The sequence below is a fragment of the Mesorhizobium comanense genome (assembly GCF_005503535.1).
Lineage (GTDB): Bacteria > Pseudomonadota > Alphaproteobacteria > Rhizobiales > Rhizobiaceae > Mesorhizobium > Mesorhizobium comanense.
In genome coordinates this window covers 364,083-378,678 of sequence record NZ_SCNN01000002.1, presented here as the reverse complement: position 1 = coordinate 378,678, position 14,596 = coordinate 364,083, and the positions used below count along the sequence as shown (strand labels likewise).

General features: G+C 62.5%; 15 protein-coding genes and 2 tRNA genes. 7 read left to right on the top strand and 10 right to left on the bottom strand.

Going from position 1 to position 14,596, the window contains the following annotated elements; genetic code table 11:
* Positions 1 to 41 precede the first annotated feature (41 nt).
* The 6 genes from FFS37_RS06250 to FFS37_RS06225 all read right to left on the bottom strand — a co-directional run bounded on the left by FFS37_RS06250 (position 42) and on the right by FFS37_RS06225 (position 8,199).
* On the bottom strand, positions 42 to 1,331 hold the full coding sequence (locus FFS37_RS06250) for an outer membrane protein transport protein (protein WP_137930063.1): 1,290 nt from the start codon (positions 1,329 to 1,331) through the stop codon (positions 42 to 44).
* A 359-nt stretch (positions 1,332 to 1,690) separates the two neighbouring features.
* Positions 1,691 to 4,474 (bottom strand): valine--tRNA ligase, encoded by a 2,784-nt coding sequence (locus tag FFS37_RS06245; RefSeq protein ID WP_137930062.1) that lies wholly within the window; start codon positions 4,472 to 4,474, stop codon positions 1,691 to 1,693.
* Between the two features lie 288 nt (positions 4,475 to 4,762).
* A complete protein-coding gene (locus tag FFS37_RS06240) occupies positions 4,763 to 5,599 on the bottom strand; it encodes a PopZ family protein (RefSeq protein WP_137930061.1) in 837 nt (278 codons plus the stop codon).
* A 204-nt stretch (positions 5,600 to 5,803) separates the two neighbouring features.
* On the bottom strand, positions 5,804 to 7,189 hold the full coding sequence (locus FFS37_RS06235; protein WP_137930060.1) for a TolC family outer membrane protein: 1,386 nt from the start codon (positions 7,187 to 7,189) through the stop codon (positions 5,804 to 5,806).
* A 182-nt stretch (positions 7,190 to 7,371) separates the two neighbouring features.
* The gene (locus FFS37_RS06230; protein ID WP_137930059.1) at positions 7,372 to 8,040 is read right to left on the bottom strand and encodes a protein-L-isoaspartate O-methyltransferase family protein; all 669 of its coding nucleotides are present in this window, start codon (positions 8,038 to 8,040) and stop codon (positions 7,372 to 7,374) included.
* An 85-nt stretch (positions 8,041 to 8,125) separates the two neighbouring features.
* Positions 8,126 to 8,199: transfer RNA gene (locus FFS37_RS06225), tRNA-Cys, on the bottom strand.
* 223 nt (positions 8,200 to 8,422) lie between these two features.
* Between FFS37_RS06225 and FFS37_RS35700 the strand changes: the two genes are divergently transcribed.
* The gene (locus FFS37_RS35700; protein ID WP_171026185.1) at positions 8,423 to 8,659 is read left to right on the top strand and encodes a hypothetical protein; all 237 of its coding nucleotides are present in this window, start codon (positions 8,423 to 8,425) and stop codon (positions 8,657 to 8,659) included.
* A gap of 34 nt (positions 8,660 to 8,693) precedes the next feature.
* Here the strand turns inward: FFS37_RS35700 and FFS37_RS06220 are convergent, their stop codons facing one another.
* Positions 8,694 to 8,954 (bottom strand): hypothetical protein, encoded by a 261-nt coding sequence (locus tag FFS37_RS06220; RefSeq protein ID WP_137930058.1) that lies wholly within the window; start codon positions 8,952 to 8,954, stop codon positions 8,694 to 8,696.
* A gap of 221 nt (positions 8,955 to 9,175) precedes the next feature.
* On the opposite strand from FFS37_RS06220, the gene FFS37_RS06215 reads away from it, so the two are divergent.
* The 4 genes from FFS37_RS06215 to FFS37_RS06200 all read left to right on the top strand — a co-directional run bounded on the left by FFS37_RS06215 (position 9,176) and on the right by FFS37_RS06200 (position 10,986).
* Positions 9,176 to 9,250, top strand: a tRNA-Asn gene (locus FFS37_RS06215).
* Between the two features lie 111 nt (positions 9,251 to 9,361).
* Positions 9,362 to 9,973 carry a manganese efflux pump gene (locus FFS37_RS06210; protein ID WP_232375584.1) on the top strand — a complete coding sequence of 204 codons (612 nt, stop codon included), beginning with the start codon at positions 9,362 to 9,364 and terminating at the stop codon, positions 9,971 to 9,973.
* 93 nt (positions 9,974 to 10,066) lie between these two features.
* Positions 10,067 to 10,432 (top strand): hypothetical protein, encoded by a 366-nt coding sequence (locus FFS37_RS06205; RefSeq protein ID WP_137930056.1) that lies wholly within the window; start codon positions 10,067 to 10,069, stop codon positions 10,430 to 10,432.
* Between the two features lie 122 nt (positions 10,433 to 10,554).
* Positions 10,555 to 10,986 (top strand): cupin domain-containing protein, encoded by a 432-nt coding sequence (locus tag FFS37_RS06200; RefSeq protein WP_137930055.1) that lies wholly within the window; start codon positions 10,555 to 10,557, stop codon positions 10,984 to 10,986.
* 56 nt (positions 10,987 to 11,042) lie between these two features.
* Here FFS37_RS06200 and FFS37_RS06195 read toward each other — a convergent pair whose 3' ends face one another.
* On the bottom strand, positions 11,043 to 11,498 hold the full coding sequence (locus FFS37_RS06195) for a carboxymuconolactone decarboxylase family protein (protein WP_137930054.1): 456 nt from the start codon (positions 11,496 to 11,498) through the stop codon (positions 11,043 to 11,045).
* 225 nt (positions 11,499 to 11,723) lie between these two features.
* Here FFS37_RS06195 and FFS37_RS06190 point away from each other — a divergent pair, with 225 nt between their 5' ends.
* Both FFS37_RS06190 and FFS37_RS06185 read left to right on the top strand, forming a co-directional pair.
* Entirely contained in the window at positions 11,724 to 12,521 is a 798-nt protein-coding gene (locus tag FFS37_RS06190) for a copper homeostasis protein CutC (protein ID WP_137930053.1), read from the top strand.
* A complete protein-coding gene (locus FFS37_RS06185) occupies positions 12,518 to 13,015 on the top strand; it encodes a GNAT family N-acetyltransferase (protein ID WP_137930052.1) in 498 nt (165 codons plus the stop codon). Before FFS37_RS06190 ends, FFS37_RS06185 begins: the two co-directional genes overlap by 4 nt.
* A 6-nt stretch (positions 13,016 to 13,021) precedes the next feature.
* Here the strand turns inward: FFS37_RS06185 and FFS37_RS36705 are convergent, their stop codons facing one another.
* Together FFS37_RS36705 and FFS37_RS06175 are read right to left on the bottom strand one after the other, a co-directional pair.
* Positions 13,022 to 13,138: an MFS transporter small subunit gene (locus tag FFS37_RS36705; RefSeq protein ID WP_137930051.1), complete on the bottom strand. Its 117-nt coding sequence runs from the start codon at positions 13,136 to 13,138 to the stop codon at positions 13,022 to 13,024.
* A gap of 11 nt (positions 13,139 to 13,149) precedes the next feature.
* On the bottom strand, positions 13,150 to 14,529 hold the full coding sequence (locus FFS37_RS06175; protein ID WP_137930050.1) for an L-lactate MFS transporter: 1,380 nt from the start codon (positions 14,527 to 14,529) through the stop codon (positions 13,150 to 13,152).
* Between the last annotated feature and the right edge of the window lie 67 nt (positions 14,530 to 14,596).

The following is a 14,596-nucleotide window of genomic DNA, read 5'->3' as shown; positions in this document are numbered from 1 at the left end:
TTTCAAGAGCTCATTTCATCGGCCGGTTTCCGACCGCGGGCTTACCACTTGATCGCGTAACCCAGGTTTACGGCCACCGCATAGCCTGCCTTCACTGCCTGATTGCCAGACACTCCCGGGATTTCAGCATATTGGGTCTCGGCTGCGGAGGTCAGATAGGTTAGCCCGACGCCACCCCGCAACTCGCCGCCAATGCCGTCCTTGTATGAGCCACCAACGCCCAGCGTATAGGTGTCGCTGGTGAGATCCCAACCCGTTCCAACACCCTGATCCCACGTCAGGCTCACGAGACCGGACAGCCGGTCCGTGAAGGCATGCCCTACGCCGCCCGTGATGGTCCAGCCATCCTTCCAATTATACGTGTCGACCGTGTTGGTAATGGGCGAATTTACGATGAGTGCTTTCTGAACACTCCAATCCGTCCACTTGGCCGAACCGAAAGCCAGCCAGCCGGGCGCGATGCCAGACTGAAGTTTCATTTCGACACTCTGCGGCAGATTGCCTGTACCGGTGGCGGGCGCCGTGGTTTCCAAGCCATTGGCCGCGGCAATATTGGCCTGCGTTAGCGCCGCTGTTGCTTGCTGGGCCAGCGCGGCGCCGAGCACGGGATCATTGTTTCCGTACGCAGCAATGGCAGCCGCCTGGAGTTGCTTAGCCTGCGCTCCCAGCAAAGCCGCTGTCGGCACCGTGAGGCTACCGTCTGCGCCATAGCTGGTTCCAGACCGGTACATCAGCTGGGCGCGGAAAGCTATCTCCGGAATATCGTACGCCACTCCGAGGCGATATCCAAAGTCCCGTCCGGACAAGTCCAGGTTCGCATTCGGCAATGCAATATTGTTCGGCGGAAGGACGCCAAGCGCGTTTATGCGATTGTAGTCGAGATTTTCGACGAAGCCGCCACCCAACAGCCAAACATTACCGCGTCCAAGATTGAACCTGACGCCGCAGGTCAACGCCTTTTCGTTTGTCGTAAAGTCCTCGGCAAGTTTGCCGCTGAGCTTAGGAAAATCGTAGGTCGTCGAACCGCCATTGTTGTCGACCATCGTCCCCGCGCAGCGGAAATTGTCGGTCAGGTTGAACTTCATCGCGAAGGACGGAATAACATAGGCGTCGGTGTATTCTGTCCCTACGAGAGCTGGATTTGGATTCTTTGTGAATTCACGATGCGGCGAAACATACGTCACGCTGGTACGCATGTTGAAATTGCCGTCTTCGAAAAGAATGTCGGTGTCGGCCGTGCCACGCGAAAAACCGCCGGCGTGCGCCGAGCCCATCAAAGCCAGCGAAAAGCACCCTGCCCCCAGCAGCGCTTTCAGACGCAAATTGTCCATGGATGTCCTCCCCGAGTAATCAGTGCATCAAGCTAGAACCAATTCAGGTTAACGGTGCAACAACGAATTCATGGGGCGTACATGTACATGTTCGCCAAACGTATTTTCGACAAAATACGGGACGCGCCTGATAGGCGGAAAATGGCTTGCCGAGCGGGCATCGGCTGCAAAAATGTAGAAAAATCGGCCCAAATGGCTCAAAAACAGCCGGTTTTGGCGCCCCTTGGCCCCATTGTTACATTATGGCAACAATGGGGCTAAAAGTTTCCGTTTACGTCAACATTAACGCAGCGGAATGCCTCTTTCGGAGGCACGTGACGCATGGGAAATCCGCTCCCACGCGCAGGCGAATCCACCCTTCAACCGGCGTCGCGGACCCTGGTCAGCGCGACGGAAAGCTTGTCCTGCGCATCGCGGTATTCGGCGAGCTTTTCGCGCTCGGCCTCGACGATCTCGGCCGGGGCGCTGGCGACGAACCGTTCATTGGACAGCTTCTTGTGCAGGCGCGCGATTTCCTCGGTCACCTTGGCCAGTTCCTTCTGCAGCCGCGCCGCCTCGGCGGTTAGATCGATCAGGCTTCCAAGCGGCAGACAGATGGTCGCCTCGTTGAGCACGATCTGCGCCGCCCCTTTGGGCGCGGCATCGGCCAAAGAGATGTCACCGATGCGCGCCAGCCGCTTGATGGCGGACTCTTCGCGGACCAGCCGCTCGCGGGTCACCTCATTGGCGCCAACCACGACCAGCGGCGCAATCGCCGCCGGAGGCACGTTCATTTCCGAGCGCACCGAACGGATGCCGGAGACGAGATCCACCAGCCAATTGATGTCGGCTGCCGCCTGCGTGTCCTCGAAATCGGGCGCCGGCCATGCGGCGTGACACAGCAGCGAACCGCGCTCCTTGCCCTCGCCCGCTGTCTGCGCCCAAAGTTCTTCCGTCATGAACGGCATCATCGGATGCAGGAGCTTGTAGATCTCGTCGAGCACGAAAGCCACGCAGGCCCGGCTTTCGGCCTTGGCGGCCTCGTCGGAGCCCATGAACACCGGCTTCAAGAGTTCCAGATACCAGTCGCAGAACAGGTTCCAGACGAAGCGGTAGGCGGCCCCCGCCGCTTCGTTGAAGCGGTACGAGGTGATGCCGTCGGTGATCTCGCGCGAAGCGCGCGTCAGCTCCGTCAGGATCCAGCGGTTGACCGCCAGCTTGGCGTCGTTCAGCCAGAAGTCGTCATTGCGCGCGACCTCGTTCATCTCGGCGAAACGCGTCGCGTTCCAGAGCTTGGTGCCGAAATTGCGGTAGCCCGCGATGCGGGCAGGATCGAGCTTCACGTCGCGCCCCTGCGCCGCCATCACGGCCAGTGTGAAGCGCAGCGCGTCGGCTCCGTATTCGTCGATGAGATCGAGCGGGTCGATGACGTTGCCCTTGGACTTCGACATCTTGGCGCCGTTCTTGTCGCGCACCAGAGCGTGCACATAGACGGTGTGGAACGGCTCCTCGTCCATGAAGTGCAGGCCCATCATCATCATGCGGGCAACCCAGAAGAAGATGATGTCGAAGCCGGTCACCAGCACGTCGGTCTGGTAGTAGGTTTTCAGCTCCGGCGTCTGATCGGGCCAGCCCAGCGTTGAGAACGGCCAGAGGGCAGAGGAGAACCAGGTGTCGAGCACATCCTCGTCCCTGGTCAGGATTTCGCCCGGCTTGAAGTTCTCCAGCTTGTCCTCGACCCAGGCCTTCCACGGCCCTTCGAGCGCCAGATAGTATTCGATCGCCGCGCCCAGTGCCTCTTCCTCGGTCTTCTCGACGAAGACGCGGCCGTCAGGCCCGTACCAGGCCGGAATCTGATGCCCCCACCACAGCTGGCGCGAAATGCACCAGGGCTGGATGTTCTCCATCCAGTCGAAATAGGTCTTCTCCCAGTTCTTCGGCACGAAGTTGGTGCGGCCTTCACGCACCGAAGCAATTGCGGGCTTGGCGAGTTCGGCGGCATTGGCATACCATTGCTCGGTCAGGAAGGGCTCGATCGGCACGCCACCGCGATCGCCATGCGGAACGGCGTGGCGATGCGGTTCGATCTTGTCGAGGAAGCCGCCGGCCTCCATCAGTTCGACGATTTTCTTGCGCGCGACGAAACGGTCGAGGCCGTCGAGTTCGTCCCAGACCGCCTGGCGCTCTGGCGTCACTTCGAGCCCGGCCAGGAAATCCTCATTGTCCCTGAGCTTGACGGCGGCCTCGACGGTCAGGATGTTGATCGCCGGCAGCTTGTGGCGCTTGCCGACCTCGAAGTCGTTGAAATCGTGCGCAGGCGTAATCTTGACCGCGCCCGAGCCCTTTTCGGGATCGGAATACTCGTCCGCCACGACAGGGATTTTCCTGCCGACGATCGGCAGCACGACATTCTTGCCGACCAGATGCCGGTACCGCTCGTCGTCCGGGTGCACCGCGACGGCCGTGTCGCCCAGCATCGTCTCGGGGCGTGTCGTCGCCACGGTGATGAAGGTCTTCGGATTTTCCGGATCGAAGGTCTCGCCCTCGATCGGATAGCGAAAATGCCAGAGATTGCCGTTGACCTCCTGCGGCTCGACCTCGAGGTCGGAGATTGCCGTCAAGAGCTTCGGATCCCAGTTCACAAGGCGCTTGTCCTTGTAGATCAGGCCTTCCTTGTAGAGCGTGACGAACACTTCGAGCACGGCCTTGGACAGGCCCTCGTCCATGGTGAAGCGTTCCCTGCTCCAGTCGGCCGAGGCGCCGAGCCGCTTCAGCTGGTTGAAGATGGCGCCGCCGGATTCGGCCTTCCACTCCCACACTTTCTCGATGAACTGCTCGCGCGTCAGATCGCGGCGGTGGATCTGCCTTTCCATGAGCTGGCGCTCGACCACCATCTGCGTGGCGATGCCGGCATGGTCCATGCCGGGCTGCCACAGCACGTTCTTGCCGCGCATGCGCTCGAAGCGCACCAGAATGTCCTGTAGCGTGTTGTTGAGCGCGTGGCCCATATGCAGCGAGCCGGTGACATTGGGCGGCGGGATGACGATGGTGAAGGCCTCGGCCCCTTCCTCGGCCCCGGCGCCGGCGCGAAACGCGTCGGCCTCCTCCCACACCTTGGCGATCTTCGGCTCGACGGTTTTTGCGTCGTAGGTCTTTTCAAGCATGGGAAAATGGTCCGCGCTGTCGGGATTTTTGCTGGTTTGCTGTAAACCGGAAGGCCTTGGCCAAGTCAACCGCAGGGGCTGCCCGCACCATCACAAGCAGATAGGCGCGGCCTTGCTCATTTCAACGGAAGGACGTGGAAAGGCCGCTCCCGGACTGGGCGTAAGATCCGGCCCCGGGCGTTCGATGGCAGGCCATGAGCGCTGCGCAGCAGCCAGATCCGGAAACGGCGCTCAAAAACGACAGCGCCGCCCGAAGGCGGCGCGCTCAAGTTCGTCAGTTCGACTTAATCACTGCGCACCGCGTGCCACGCGCTCGATTTCCTCGCGCACCAGCCGTTCGACCAGCGTCGGCAGATTGTTGTCCAGCCAGTCCTGCAGCATCGGCCGCAGCATTTCCTCGGCCATCTCGTCGAATGTCTTCTTGCCGCGGCTGGCCACGGCGTCGGACAGTTCGCCAAAAGCCGCCGCGACTTGCCGGCCCGTATGCTCGGAAACGATCGCGGGACGGGCCGCCAGTGTTTCGGCTGCCGCGGCGCGCGCCTCGGCGGCGTCGCCTTGAGCGCCGATTGAAAACGTCCGCTCGAAGACGGGCTCCGCCACCGGGTCGCTCGGCCGCGCCTCTGGCTCGGCAACCGGCTTGCGGATGCTCCTGTCCGGTATCGCCTTGGCCTGCTCCCCTACCGCCGCTATTTCGCGCCGCCAGTCGGCAATGATCGCATCGCTCGTCGCTCCGGTTTCCGGAGCCGCAGGGGAGCTGACCTTTGCGCTCACCGGCTCGGCGGCAATCCGGGCACTGACCTCGGCAAGCGTCAGCGACGCCTTGACCGGGGCAGGTTCGGGACGCGGCGACGCGTCCAGGCGCGCGATCATCGGCTCGGGTGACGACACCACGGCCTCGGCAAGCGCTGCCGGCTTCCTGACTTCGGGGGCGGCATGCAGATCGGCGCGAAACGCATCGACATCGGCGGTTGGAGCCTCGCCCGAGGCCGGCTCCAGATCCTGCGATAAGGAATCGGCCTCGATGGGCTGCTTGCGGCCGTTGTCGCTGTCTTCGATGATCCTCCGTATGGAAGCCAGGATCTCTTCCATGGAAGGTTCGCGCTGCGCGCTGCTTGCCGTTGCCATTGTCACATCCGCCGCCCTTGTGACCTCAGTGGGTTTCCGCTCCGGCGAAAGCCGGATTCGAATCATGGCGACAGCGTAACCGACGGATCGCCGCACGAGAATCCCCAATCTGGGGACATGTGGGATTTCAACAGATTAGAGCATGAAACCAAAACGGGACCGGCTTTTCGAACCGGTCCCGCGAAGTCACAATCCCAACGTCGCTTAGCGGCCGTCCGGCGTGCGCAGCCCGATCCACTTGTCCTTGACGGCGTTGTAGTGTTCCTCGGGCTTGTACTTGGTCACCTGCAAGTCGAGCCGGTCGACCGACAGCCGGCCGACCGCCGACAGGATGGCATAGCTCGCCACGACCACATCGTGTTCGGAGTTGGCGTAGTTGATCTTGGCGGTGATCACGGTGGCCTGTGCGTTGAGCACGTCCAGCGTCGTGCGCTGGCCGACATTGCGCTCCTCGATGACGCCGTTCAGCGCCAGTTGCGCGGCGTCGATCACCTGCTTGTTGGCGGAGACACTCTGCTGCGCGGCGGTGTATTGCGACCATGCCGTGGCGACGGCCTGACGCACCTGGTCGCGGCTGACATCGACCTGGATGCGGGCCTGGCCGAGCGATTCCTTGTTCTGACGCACGACAGCCGAGGTCCTGCCGCCCGAATAGATCGGAATGGTCAGCGTCGCGCCGATATTGGCCGAGGTGGAGTTGCCGTTGGAGCCGGAAACATCGGGAATGGCGTTGCGGTAGTTTTCCGAAATGCCGGCCGACGCCGAAAGCTGCGGCAGCAACGCGCCCTCGGACGACTTCACCGAAAACGCCGCCGCGTCGACGAGATGCTGGGTGGCCAGAATGGCCGGGTGTTCCCTCGAACCGATCTCGATCGCCGCCGTGAGGCTGGACGGCAGCAACCTGCCCAGTGGCGAGGCAGGCTTCAGCTTGCCCGGCTCGTCGCCGACCACCTGGTGATAGGTCGCCGCGCTTGCCAGTGCCTGCGCGCGGGCCGCACTCAGGGACGCCACGGCGGAAGCGCGCGATGCGTCGGCCTGCGCGACGTCGGTGCGTGTGCCCTCGCCAACCTCGAAACGTGAGCGCGCGGCGCGCGCCTGCTCGGTCAGGAACTGCAGGTTCTGCTCGGTCAGCACCGCGATCTGCCTGTCGCGAATCACGTCCATATAGGCCGTGGCCGCGCTGAACAGCGTGTTTTCCTCGGTGTTGCGCAGGCTCTCGACCGATGCCTTGACCTGGGATTCGGCCGCCGCCACGTTGTTTTTCGTCTGGAACCCGTCGAACAGCGACTGGTTGATCTGAATGCCGTAGCTTCCGCTCGTCAGCTTCGAGTTGCCGCCGCCATTCGCCTGGCGTGTGTTGGTGTAGTCGATCGAGGCCGACCCGGTGACGGTGGGCCGCCAGCCGGACTTGGCGATGGCAACGCTCTCATCGGTGACACGCACGCCGGCGCGCGACGCATTGAGCGAGGAATTGTACTGATAGGCCTTGGCAAGCGCGCCGGAGATGGTTTCCGCGGAGGCGGTCAGCGGAGAAAGCGCGGTCGCGCAGACGAGGACAGCGGCAAGAACACTCTTGGATACAGACGGCACGGTATATCCCTCATTCGTTTTCCATGGGAACCACGCCGCGCCGGCTTCTCCTTCGAGAGCAGCCGGAGTGGCGTGTTTCATGTTCCCTGTCGCTCGATCCCAAAGTGCCCCCAGTCCAGGACCGCGACGATCGTTCAAATGCAAGCGACCATGACAAAGCCTCTGCTGCAAGGCCAAATCATTCAGAATTCGAAAGCATGCTCACGTTCAAATCCGGGTAGTGGCTTAATTGCCGCATTAAATGCCCGTCTCCCGGTTACAACCCCCCCGGCCTTAAAAAATAGCCGCGCAACGCCGGAATTGCCCTGCCCTTCGACTGCTACGAGGCGGCCGCCTTCGGCGAGCTGGTCGAGCAGAGCCGACGGCACTTTGGCGACGCTACCGCCGACGAAGATGACGTCGTAGGGCGCCTTGGCTGCATGGCCTTGCGCCAGAGCGCCCTCAACCACGGTCACATTGCCGCAGCCCAGTGCCGAAAGTGCCTGCGACGCGGATTGCGCCAGCGCCGAATCGCTCTCCAGCGCCACGACCGACTTGGCCAGACGTGACAGGATAGCGGACACGTAGCCGGTACCGCAGCCGACATCGAGCGCCGAATCGGCCGGGCTGATCTCGGCCAGTTGCAAAAGCTTGGCCATCGGCGAGGCTTCCATGAGGTAGCGTGCGCCGGCCGAACCGTCCGCGATGCGGATATCCTCATCGATATAGGCAAGGTCGCGCTGGCGATCGCCGACGAAAACCTCGCGCGGCACGGCAAGCATGGCTTCCAGCAGCGGCGCGCTGGTCACGTCGGTGGTGCGGACCTGACCGTCCACCATCTTGACGCGAAGTTCGGAAAAATCTGCGCTCATGTTCCAAGCCTCGCTTGCCGCGACATCATCGCGGTCCATTGGACAGGAACCTTACTCCGGCGCTGGCGCGCGGGAGCCCGGGGATTGGAGGCCTCGCCCGGAATCGAACCGGGGTGCAAGGATTTGCAGTCCTCTGCGTAACCACTCCGCCACGAGGCCTCGTTGCTCCCGGCGTTCCACCCGGTTCCAATAGGTTGCGCCGAAAATGCCGTCAAGCGGCCAGCGCGCATTCCCAGCGGTTTCCTCAGCATGAATCCGGCACCCCGAGCCGAGTGCCGCCGCCATGAAATCGCGACATGCATTAGCCGGTCGTTAAGCATGGCCGAAGATCGCAAGAAACTCCGCAGCCTTGCCGCCGTTGGAAAACCAGGAGGAGTGCGCCATGCGGCCCGCAAACCTGGACGACGCAGCCAATGCCAGAGAAGACTTCTTGCGACCGGGATGCGAGGAGTTGCTCCGCTACGCCATCGACTGCCTGACCATCAAAGGTACCGCCGAGCTTTCGCCGCGCGACCGCGCGCGCCTTGCTTCGGCCGCCGCCGTTCTCGAGGAGATCAGCCAAGACCTGGAAACAGGCGCCGGCAAACCGGATTTGCGTCCGACTCGCACAAAGGCCTGATCCGCCGGCCGGATCCGGTATACATCACGCGCATTCAATCCGGTCGGCGCCTGCGCTCCCACCAGACGACGAATCGGCGGCGGTGGCGGCGCACCATGGCGAATTCATAGGAAAGCACCAGCAATCCGAGCGGCACCATCCAGAAACCGAGAATCGGCAGGAACCCCAGAATACCGCCAATCGTCAGAAGCACGCCGATCGCGACCCTGAGGCCGCGCGACCGCGGCATGCTGAACTCTCGCCCAAAGACCGAGATCTTCCTTGCCGGTGCCCTGCTTTCGTCCGCTGCCGCCATCGCCATTGATTGCCCGTCTGGTTGCTCGACAATGCCTGTTTACGAAAGACGCGACCGCCATTTCGGTTCCGCGCCAGCCGCCAAGACGGCTAATATGAGAAGCGACCTTGCCGATTGCGAGAAAGGCCTTCACGAAAAAGTCTCGGAAAAATGCGAAATGCTTCTTTGCAAAGCGGAAAAGGGTTTGCTATAGGCAGCGCCACTTGCTGAAGAGCCACTGTTCCCCGGTAGCTCAGTGGTAGAGCAACCGGCTGTTAACCGGTTGGTCGCTGGTTCGAATCCGGCCCGGGGAGCCAATTTGTGAGCCAGACGCATCGTTTCATTGGATTTTCCCGGGATTTGCACAGCGGCCCGCCGCTTGCTCGCATCGTCCCTGGCCCCGCCAGCCGCCTGAAAGTCGCCTGAACGTGAATACGTACTTCATCATCGGACTGGCGATCGCATCCAACATCGACAACCTGGCCGTCGGGATGTCCTACGGGGTGCGCGGCGTTCGAATCGGATTGTTCGCCAACCTGATCATCACCGCGATCTGTTTTGCGTTCAGCGAGATCGGCATGATCTCCGGCGCGTGGATCGGCGGCATTCTTCCCGGCAACCTGCCCGACTACGTGGCCGCCGGGCTTTTGTTGGCCATAGGAGTGCGGGTGCTGTTCCTGGCGCTGCCTGCGGCAGGCGACGAGGCCGCTTCGCCAGAGGACGGGCATCCCCTGGCAAGCTGGTTCTCGCGCGCCCTTGCCGTAAAGGGTGACAGGGTCGGACCTTTCGAGGCGGCGATCCTGGGCGTTGCGCTGTCCGCGAACGCGCTTGCGAACTCGGTCAGCGCTGGGCTTTTGAACATGTCCCCGACTGTCGTCGCCTGCTCCATATCGATTGGCAGTTTTCTCACGATCGTCGTTGGAGTGGCGCTGGGCCGCCATGCGGCGCGAATCAGGCTGGGCCGCATGGACATCGGCCGCCTGGGCACACTGGCAAGCGGAGCCATCCTGGTCGTACTCGCGATCCGGCAGGTTTGGTAAGCCGGCGGTCGATGCTATCCTGATGGTCTAGGCAAGGCGCCCCGATCCCTTCGCGGCGCTGGGCGATTTGTGCGCGGCAAACGGGAGAAAAGCATGATCATCCGCTTCTGGCGTGCAGTCGCCGGCTCCACCGAGGTGATGGATGCCTATGCAGACCACCTGCGGCGAACGACCTTTGTGGAGATGGCCGACCTTCCCGGGCACCTCGGCGCCACGCTGGCGCGCAAGGTCAGGGGTAGCGACAACGAACTCGTCGTGATGAGTTTTTGGGAAGATATGGATTCGACAGCCCATTTCATCAAAGGCGGCTTCGACGATGCCGTCGTCAAACCGAGCACCCAGAAGCTGCTCAAGTCCTTCGACCTGAAGGTCGAGTATTTCGAAACCCTGGTCTCCACAGGCGTCCTTGGCGGCTACGATCGCGCCGCATCGCCGGACGGACAAGCTTCGAACCAGTAGCGTCCACGGCACCGGCACGGCATGGGATGAAGATTCTGGCCATGCGTTCGCGCTTTTCCCGCGAGTCGTCCTTGCACCGGGATAGCGCCTGCGCGATCTTGCCCGCCGCTCTGGAGGAAATCATGCGAAACATCCTGGCATCCACGCTGTTGCTCGCCGCTGCCCTTTGCGCGAATCCGGCTTTCGCGCTCGACAGCAGCGGCACGCCTGTCGTGGTCACGCCACTTGCCTCGAAGACGACAACCGCTTCCGGCCAGCCGATCATCCTGCCGCAGAAGAACGTCCAGGTGCTGGTGTCCACCTATGACATCGCGCCCGGCGCGACCTTGCCTGTCCACCGGCACCCCTTCCCGCGTTATGCCTACGTCCAGGCCGGAACGCTGAAGGTCACCAATGTCGAGACGGGCAACAGCAACACCTACAAGACCGGCGATTTCATCATCGAAATGATCGGCCAATGGCATCAGGCCACCAATATAGGCGACGGCCCGGTGAAACTGCTGGTTATCGACCAGGTCGAGGAAGGGGCCAAGAATACGGAGTTGCGCCAGTAGCAGCTCCGATTTCGCGGCCGATATCGGGCCGCCCATATCGCGCTCTTGCCGGGGCCTCAGCCCCAGGCACCGACCATCTGGCGCGTCGTGGCGTTCAGGCGGTTGAAGGCGTTGATCAGCGCGATCTGGACCACCAGGGCGGCAAGCGCCTTCTCGTCATAGTGCCGGGCGGCTTCGTTCCAGACATCGTCGGGCACGGCATCGGAGCGGTCGGCCAGCCTGGTGCCCGCTTCCGCAAGCGCCAGGGCGGCCCGTTCAGCCTCGTTGAAGTACGGCGTCTCGCGCCATGCCGCCAGCGCGAAGATACGTTCGTCCTTCTCGCCGGCCTTCTTCAACTCGCGCGCATGCATATCGACGCAGACCGCGCAGTTGTTGATCTGGCTGGCGCGCAGATGGATGAGCTTGCGGGTAACATAGGGCACGTCGGCCGCCTCGGTCGACTTGTCCAGCGCCAGCAATGCCTGCAGGGAGCCCGGAATGAGCATGACGGGATTTTTGATTCTGGCTTGCATGATGTTCTCCTTGCAGCGTGTTTCGACAGGACGTGTTTCATCGAGCCCGGAGGCTGCGCGTCCGGGTTTCCGGGTGATCGGTTTTTCGGCTGCCGCCACGTCCTAACCAATAACTCGTTGGCTATGGGTTATTCATAACTTTACGGTTATAAGACTGTCAAGCGGGGAAATGTAGGCTGGTCCAAACGGCGGCCTGCTGTTCGCGCTTTCCTGGCAATCGGCCCGATGGTAGGGCTTGCCGGGAAACCAGAACCGGATCGCGCCTTGACCTCCAAAACGCACCCACCGCTCATCGAAATCTGTGTCGAGGGCATCGATGGCCTCCTGGCCGCCCAGGCGGCCGGCGCCGACAGGGTCGAACTGTGCGCCAGCCTCATTGAGGGCGGGACTACGCCCAGCCTCGGCACGGTGCGCGCGGCGATCGATCAGGCACGCGTGCCGTTCCACGTCATGGTGCGGCCGCGCGGCGGCGATTTTCTCTACAGCGAGCCGGAATACCGCTCGATGCTGGCCGACATCAATGCGTTGCGCGAACTGGGCGTGCCGGGCGTGGTGTTCGGTTGCCTGACCGCCGACGGCGCGATCGACGAGGAACGGATGAGCGAACTGACCAACGCCGCCGGCCCGTTGAACGTCACCTGTCATCGCGCTTTCGACATGACGCGCAACGCCGAAGAAGCGCTGGAGGCCCTGATCCGCTGCAAGGTCGGCCGCGTGCTGACCAGCGGCCAGCGCGACACCGCGATCGAAGGCATGCCATTGCTGGCGGATCTGGTGCGGCAGGCGGGCGGCCGCATCATCATCCTGGGCTGCGGCGGGCTCGATCTCGGCAACATCGCCGAGGTGCGCCGGCGGACCGGACTGGCCGAAATGCATTTCGCCGCATTGAAGGACGTGCCGAGCGGCATGCGCTACCGCAATCCCAAGGTCGGCATGGGCGGCTCCGATCTCGACCGCGAATACCGCAACACCTTGACCGACGAGGATCTGGTGGCGGCCACCATCAAGGCGGCAAAGGCATGAACACGGCCCCTGCCCCGATCAGCCAGGTAGCGGCCGAAGACGAGGCGGCAATTCTCGCGCTCAACAACGAGCACGCCGCCGAACTGTCCTGGCTGGAGCCGGAGCGGCTGTCCTTCCTGCTCGGCCAGGCATTTTATGCCCGCCGCATCGGCGACCTCGAGGCCTTCATCATGACCTTCGACCAGGATGCCGGCTACGACAGTCCCAATTTCCTCTGGTTTCGCGAACGCTACGAGCGTTTCGTCTATGTCGACCGTGTCGTCGTGGCGGCCTACGCGCGTGGCCGCGGCCATGCCCGCCGGCTTTATGAGGATCTATTCGAGACTGTCACCAGGGCCGGCCACACGCTGGTCACCTGCGAGGTCAATCTTGATCCGCCCAATCCGGCCTCGGATGCCTTCCATGCCGCACTCGGCTTCGCCGAAGTGGGTGACGCTGTCATCCACGGTGGCAAGAAGGCGGTGCGGTACTACGCCAGGCAGATCATCGCCTGAAGGCCGCTACCGAAACAGTGCCGCCGCGCTCATCAAGGTCATCCAGAAGCCCCATACCAGCGGGATGCCGACCAGCAGCCAGGCCAGCGTCAGTTTGATCTGATTGCTGTTGTCTTGCAACATGATCCCTCTCCTTACGCGGCCGCCGGTTCGGTCTTCATGTGGAACCTTGCATCGACCGGCCGCATCATGAGGTTGAGCAGGAAGCCGACAACGAGCAGGCCGGCCATGATGTACATGGTGACCGTATACGCATCGGCCTTCGCCACCCCGCTGTCGATCTGGTATTGCCTGATGTAGTTGACCAGAACCGGCCCGAGCACACCTGCCACCGACCATGCCGTCAGAAGGCGACCATGGATGGCGCCGACATAGCGCACGCCGAAGATATCGCGCAGATAGGCGGGGATGGTGGCGAAGCCGCCGCCATAAATGCTGAGAATGACGCCGTAGAACAGCACGAACAGGAACACGCTGCCCGACTGCCCGGTCCAAGGTACGGCCGCATAGAGGACAACGCCGAGCGCGAAGAAGATCGCATAGGTGGCCTTGCGGCCGATGTAATCGCTGGTCGATGCCCAAAAGAAACGACCAAGCATGTTGAAAATCGACAGCAGGCCGACGAAGCCGGCTGCCGCCGCCGCTGAAATACGGCCCGGGAACATCTCCTGGCTCATCGCCGACGCCTGGCCAAGCACGCCGATGCCGGCCGTCACGTTGAGGCAAAGCACCCCCCACAGCAACCAGAACTGCGGCGTCTTCAACGCATCGTCGAGGTGGACGTTGGACGTCGTCACCATCGCGCTCTGTGTTGCCGGCGGTGTCCAGCCCACGGGTCGCCAGCCTTCCGGCGGCACCCTGACGATAACAGCGCCCACCAACATGAAGATAAAATAGACAATGCCGAGCACGACGAAGGTTTCGGCGACACCGACATGCGCCGGCGTCGAAAACAGCTTCATCAGATAGACCGAAAGCGGCGAGGCAATGAAGGCACCGCCGCCAAAACCCATGATCGCCATGCCGGTCGCCATGCCCGGCCGGTCGGGAAACCAGGTGATCAGCGTCTTGACCGGTGAAATATAGCCAAGGCCGAGACCAATGCCGCCCAGCACGCCATAGCCGAGATAGATGATCCATAACTGGTGCAATTGAACGCCGAGCGCCGAGACGATGAAGCCGCCGCCGAAGCAGCAGGCGGACGCGACCATGGCCTTGCGCGGCCCGACACGGTCCAGCCAGCCGCCGCCGAATGCCGCCGCTATGCCCAGAAACAGGATTGCAATCGAGAATATCCAGCCGAGTTCGGTTAGCCTCCAGTCCTCGGGCGCCGAATCGGTGATGCCGAGCAGCTTCGACATCGGCAGGTTGAAGACGCTGAACGCATAGGCCTGGCCGATGCAAAGGTGGATGCAGAGCGCGGCCGGCGGCACCATCCACCTGCTGAAACCCGGTTCGGCGATCGTATGTGAGCGGTCAAGCCAACCGGCAGCCGCTTCCCCAGTCGTAGCCATGTCATCCTCCCAGATGTTCCTCCGTGAACAACCTAGGCGAGCAACCGGGTGAGGCAACAAAAAATGC